At 46.1% G+C, this 5,470-nt stretch carries 3 protein-coding genes and 1 pseudogene; 3 read left to right on the forward strand and 1 reads right to left on the reverse strand.

What is annotated here, in order from left to right; translation table 11 throughout:
• Positions 1-165 precede the first annotated feature (165 nt).
• Positions 166-1,485, reverse strand: coding sequence for an AAA-like domain-containing protein (locus tag PN462_RS18065; RefSeq protein WP_272130220.1), 1,320 nt, complete (start codon positions 1,483-1,485; stop codon positions 166-168).
• Between the two features lie 205 nt (positions 1,486-1,690).
• On the opposite strand from PN462_RS18065, the gene PN462_RS18070 reads away from it, so the two are divergent.
• From PN462_RS18070 to PN462_RS18080, 3 genes and pseudogenes are all read left to right on the forward strand, one after another.
• Positions 1,691-2,794 (forward strand): ABC transporter permease, encoded by a 1,104-nt coding sequence (locus PN462_RS18070; RefSeq protein ID WP_272130221.1) that lies wholly within the window; start codon positions 1,691-1,693, stop codon positions 2,792-2,794.
• Positions 2,795-2,803: 9 nt separating this feature from the next.
• A complete protein-coding gene (locus tag PN462_RS18075; protein ID WP_272130222.1) occupies positions 2,804-4,735 on the forward strand; it encodes a hypothetical protein in 1,932 nt (643 codons plus the stop codon).
• Positions 4,732-5,470: pseudogene (locus PN462_RS18080) on the forward strand (hypothetical protein); the annotation flags it as partial. The gene PN462_RS18075 and the pseudogene PN462_RS18080, both read left to right, overlap by 4 nt.

Consider the following 5,470-nt stretch of genomic DNA (forward strand, 5'->3'; position numbering starts at 1 on the left):
ATGACACCACAGTAACCCTTGGGTTGAAACCCAAGGCTAAGAGCGTAAACTCGTTAAAACGGGTTAAGGTAGTCAAGGTGATAGAAAAAAGATGACACCACAGTAACCCTTGGGTTGAAACCCAAGGCTAAGAGCGTAAACCCGTTAAAACGGGTTAAGGTATTCTCACAATAATAATTGCTGGAAATAGTCTTGATATAAAGGATAACGCATTAAAACTTTGTGGTTTTCAAAGCGGAATAAGCCTAAATTATAAAACTTTTGCGCTTGTTCTTTTTCTTGCAAGGTTGTAAATTCTACCGGACTGTCAGCACTCACTACCGTTTTTAATACTTCAATTCCGTCTGGGGAATGTTGTTGTAAATATTGCCGATAGCGTCGTAAATGGTTGCCGTAGAGGCCGCTTTCATCGGTGGCATGGTTTAATAATTCGTCTAAGGTTAATCCCCGTTGGGTCAAATAATAAAAGGCTTGTTGGACTAAATAAGGATGTCCTCCTACTAAGTTCATCAGTTTTTGTACTTGTTCTTTTGTCCAAGAGAGGCCGTTTTTCTCGGCGACTTGTTGCACTTCGGTGGGGGTAAAGTCGGGGATTTTAATCTGTGTTCCGGCATTAAAGGGAGATTGATTAATTTGTAGTTGGTCGTACACTTCGGTATGGACTAAAATGAGGCGGAGGTTTTGCCAGATGGGTCTAGTTTTGGCTTGTTCGTGGAGGGTGCGGAGAATGCCTAAGAATTCTCCGGCTATTTGACTGTAGGAGAAGATGCGGTCTAGGTCGTCTAATGCCAAAACGAGGGGGGTTTCTGCGGTGAGTAAGTATTTCTCAAAATAGGTCATACATTTGACTTTGTTGTTGCCTAGTTTGCTCTGCCAGTGCTGCTGGACTTTGTTTTCTTCGCCTAAGATTTCTGTTACACTTAAACAGAACCAGAGGACAAAGTTTTCTAAACTGGCAAAGTCGGAAGATTCGGCTAAACGAAGGCTGAATCGGGCGATGCGATCGCGCCTTTCCTCTCGATAGTATAACCCTTTATTCATCAGCGTAGTTTTGCCCATTTGCCAAGGGGCTTTGATGCGAATTAAACAGCCGGGTTGGGCTAAGGTATGATAAAAGAAATTCTCAATTTCCGGTCGGGGAATGTCTCTAGATTTTGTTACGTTTTCTAACGAAGGCTTGACAGTTTCTCGTTGTTCTAGTTCCCCCGATTCTAACTTTTGCCAACAGCGTTCTAAGGCGGTGCGAAAATTGCGTTTTTCGACTCGTTCTCCTACGGCTTCTGAGAGTTTGCGCCACAATTCTAAGCCAATTGTTCCTCGAATATAATCTTCGTTAAAATTGGCTGCTTGGGCAATATCAGCATAGGTTTTTTTATGCCAAGACCCCTGTAGTACGATGGTTTCTAAGTCTGTTAAATGCTCTCCGGTTTGCTGAAACAGCATTAAATCGGCAATTTTGATGGCTTCGACTTCTCCAAACGTCATGACCAGTTAAACTGTTAGAGTGATTCTTTGATTATAGTTGTTGCGCCCTCACCCCCCAGCCCCCTCTCCCCAGGGTGGGAGAGGGGGGGGAAAGTAGGTCACTTTGACAGGGGTAGCAATGCCTACCCTATCTATTGCACTATTTTAGCTGTGTCAAGGCACTACAGTGTTAGTCTGGTTACGCTAGTTAAGGGGAATTTAGTCTATGAAACGTATTCTGGCTCAATGTTTGAAGGAATTGGCACAGTTTAGACGCGATCGCCTCACGGTAGCTTTAGCTTTTATTCTCCCTATCGCCATTTTACTCATCTATGGGTTCGCTATTCGCCTCGAAAGTAAAAATATTCCTCTCAGTGTCCAAGATTTCGATAATAGTCCCCTCAGTCGCACGTATGTGGAGAGACTCTTTGCAACTCAACAGTTTATCCCTACTCCCCTTGAGGATAACTCCCCCACGGCCAGCATTGACCGAGGAGTGGCCAAAGCAACGGTTGTCATTCCCCCCGACTTCTCCCGTCGCATCAAGAGTCAGACTCCTGTTGATGTGCAGGTGTTAGTAGATGGGACGGATGTGAATAATGCAAGGGTGATTCAAAATAGTATTCGCGCAACGACTAACTTTTTTATGCAGACGGAAAATTTACTCCCCCGACAAACGGGGATTGAGGCCGAGGTGCGATTGTGGTTTAATCCTGGTCGGTCTGAAGCGTTGTATATTGTTCCTGGGGTGTATGCGGTGGCCTTGTGGGTGTTTCCCTCGATTCTTTCTTCTATTGCTATGGTCCGAGAGAAGGAGACGGGGACGATTGTACAGGTGTATGCGTCCGATCTGACGGCCTTTGAGTGGTTACTGGGGAAGGAGTTGGCTTATCTCTGCGTTGGCATTGGGGAAGCGGTGTTAATTATGGGGTTGGGGTCTTTTTTATTTAAAATTCCTTTTGCGGGTGAACCGACTCCGCTTCTTGTGGGAACATTGGTTTATCTGAGTGCCAGTGTGGCCTTTGGGTTGTTTGTGGGGGTGCGTGCGGGGAATCAAAATGCGGCGGTTCAAGGAACTGCGATCGCAGGTTTCCTCACCTCTTTTCTCTTATCCGGTTTTATCTACCGGGTGGAGAATATTCCCTTCCCTCTCTCGATCATTTCTAATATTATCCCAGCACGATATTATTTAATTTTAACCAGAGATGCGTTTGTGCGAGGGACGGGTTGGTTAGGGGTTTGGTATATTCCTCTGATTATTGCTGGAATTGGGATATTATTATTTTTAGCGGCCACTCGTGTCACGGCACGGATGCAGTTTAAGAATTAGGCAGAGAGCATGAACGTTGCACGGATTTTGATGCTGAATCGAGGACTCTTATCCGGTACAGCCGTATTGGGGTTATTGTCAATGATGGCGGGGGGGGGTGTCTTTACAGGCATTGGTAACTTTACCGCAGGGATGGTAGGTAATAATTTAGGGGCGTTAATTGATAAACTCCGCAGGAGTGGTGATGTTTTGCGCAATCAAGATTTGGCTAAGGCCGCAGGACGGGCGGTGGGGTTGACATTAGAAGATGTTAGCCGCGACTTTCCAGAGATTGGCAAACCTTTAAAAACCCTTGCGGAGAAGACGGAGGACTATTGGCTTTTATGGGAACAGGAAGCCAAAACACTCAACCTTTTTGAGTCGTTACAAGAAGAGCAGTTAGTTCACCTTTTTTCCCAACAAGGGGATGAGTTTCGCCAGTATCAAGTATTGTCTGAGGAGGAATGGCGAGAGGTTGTGACCTGGCTGTTTGAGCAGGGGAAGCAAAAGGGGGTTTTAGCTGCTCCTCTGGAGGACTATGAGGATGTGATGAAGGCATTGACGAGACGATTAGTTGAAAATTTTAACAAAAATCTACGGGAAGTCTTGAAAGACGATGCAGCCAAGGGGGGAGAAGCCTTTGCAGGAATGTTATTAGACTTACATGGGAAGACATTGGCACAAATAGGGGAGATACAGGAAAATTTGCGCCACATTGCGACTCGTGAGGAGATTTGCCATTTGTTACAACAGTTGGATACCGGGCTTCAAGACGAACTCCGCCAAATTCGAGAAACCTTACAGCAATATTTCGACCAGACCAAACCCCGTCTTCCCATTCCCCAAGAATGTGAAACAGTAATCGAGGACAGAACCCAAGATTTTGTCGGGCGGCGTTATGTATTTGAGGCCATTAAAACCTTTTTACAGCAAAACCCGAAAGGTTATTTTATCTTAGAGGCAGATCCAGGGGTGGGGAAAAGTGCCATTTTGGCCAAATTGGTGCAGTTACTCAAATACCGTTGTCTCACCCATTTTAATATTCAATCCCAAGGCATTATCAGGGCCGATCAATTTCTGGAGAATATCTGTACCCAACTCATTGCAGGTTATTCTCTCAACTATGACGGTCTGCCGGAAAGGGCCACCACTGATGGGAATATTTTGGCACGATTATTAGCAGGAGCCAGTAAAACCCTTCCCCCAGGGCAAAAAATCATCATTGTAGTGGATGCGTTGGACGAGGTGGACTTATCCAGTCAGACCCCAGGCAGTAATATTTTATATCTTCCTGATGCCCTGCCCCAGAATGTCTATTTTATCCTGTCCAAACGCCCCAAAGCATTGCCGTTACCCCTCTGTGACAAGCAAACCCTGTTTGATTTAATGGCATACCCTGCCGAAAGTGCGCTGGATGCCCGTTTTTATGCCCAGAAACGCCTAGAAAACAGCCCTCAGATACGGGAGTGGGTGACAGCCAAAGCCTCCACACCAGAGGCATTTTTAAAGGAGTTGGTGGAGAAAAGCGAAAATAATTTTATGTATTTGCGCTATGTGTTGAATGATATTCACAAGGGACTCTATCACAGCGAGACCTTAGACGACTTGCCCAAGGGGTTAGAACGGTATTATCAGAAACACTGGCAGATTATGGGCATGAATGAGGAATCTTCCCTGAGTGATAAAATTCGCACAATTTATGTGTTGTCCCAAGTGCGAGAAGCGGTGTCCCGTCGTTTGTTGGTCCAGTTAACCCAAGTGAAAGAATCTCGTCTCCGTCGTTTTTTGCGAGACTGGGAACAGTTTTTACGCTTACAACAAGTTGAGAGAGAAACTCGTTACACCCTCTATCATGCCTCGTTTAGTGATTTTCTCAAGGAACAGGCAGAAGATTCAGGCGTGGATTTAGAAGAAATTAACCACCGTATTGCTGATAATCTAGCCGAGGGAGCGCCGTTATGAGTACCTTGTTAGGGCATTGGTTAAGCCAACAAGTCCCAGAAAACCGCTTACATTTACTACGACACCAACCCAGTTATTTTGCTAAGGGTGGGGAAGTGAAGCGGTTAGTGGCTTGGTTAACTGATTTTGGCTTTTTGTCCCAAAAGTTAGAGGCAGTGGGCATCACAGCACTGATTGATGATTATGATTTGGCCTTGCCGTTGGTGTCGGCAGAGGAGAAAGGGGTTTTAAAGACGATTCAAGGGGCATTACGGTTATCTTCTCATGTGGTGGGGAAAGAGAGCAGTCAGTTAGCGGGTCAGTTATTAGGGCGGTTGTTGTCTTATACTGAGTCGGAAATTGTCGCATTGCTACAACAGGCGAAACAATGGCAGGGTAAGCCTTGGTTGCGTCCTTTATTCCCCTGTTTAGACTCTCCCGACGGAGCTTTAGTCCGCACCCTCACTGGGCATAGTAGCACGGTAAGAGCAGTAGCAGTCACCCCAGAAGGGCAGGTCATTTCTGGGTCAGATGATAATACCCTGAAAGTGTGGGATATGCAGACGGGGAAAGAACTCCGCACCCTCACTGGGCATAGTCACTGGATAACAGCAGTAGCAGTCACCCCAGAAGGGCAGGTCATTTCTGGGTCTAGGGATAAAACCCTGAAGGTGTGGGATAGTCCGACCGGGAAAGAACTCCGCACCCTCACTGGGCATAGTCACTGGATAACAGCAGTAGCAGTCACCCCAGAAG

Origin of the sequence: Spirulina sp. CS-785/01 (assembly GCF_028330525.1) — a bacterium.
GTDB lineage: Bacteria > Cyanobacteriota > Cyanobacteriia > Cyanobacteriales > Spirulinaceae > JAQMSD01.

Bases quoted from the DNA above. Each gene is read 5' to 3' on its own strand.
- PN462_RS18075 (WP_272130222.1), top strand. From the start codon at position 2,804: ATGAACGTTGCACGGATTTTGATGCTGAATCGAGGACTCTTATCCGGT.
- PN462_RS18070 (WP_272130221.1), top strand. From the start codon at position 1,691: ATGAAACGTATTCTGGCTCAATGTTTGAAGGAATTGGCACAGTTTAGA.
- PN462_RS18065 (WP_272130220.1), bottom strand. From the start codon at position 1,485: ATGACGTTTGGAGAAGTCGAAGCCATCAAAATTGCCGATTTAATGCTG.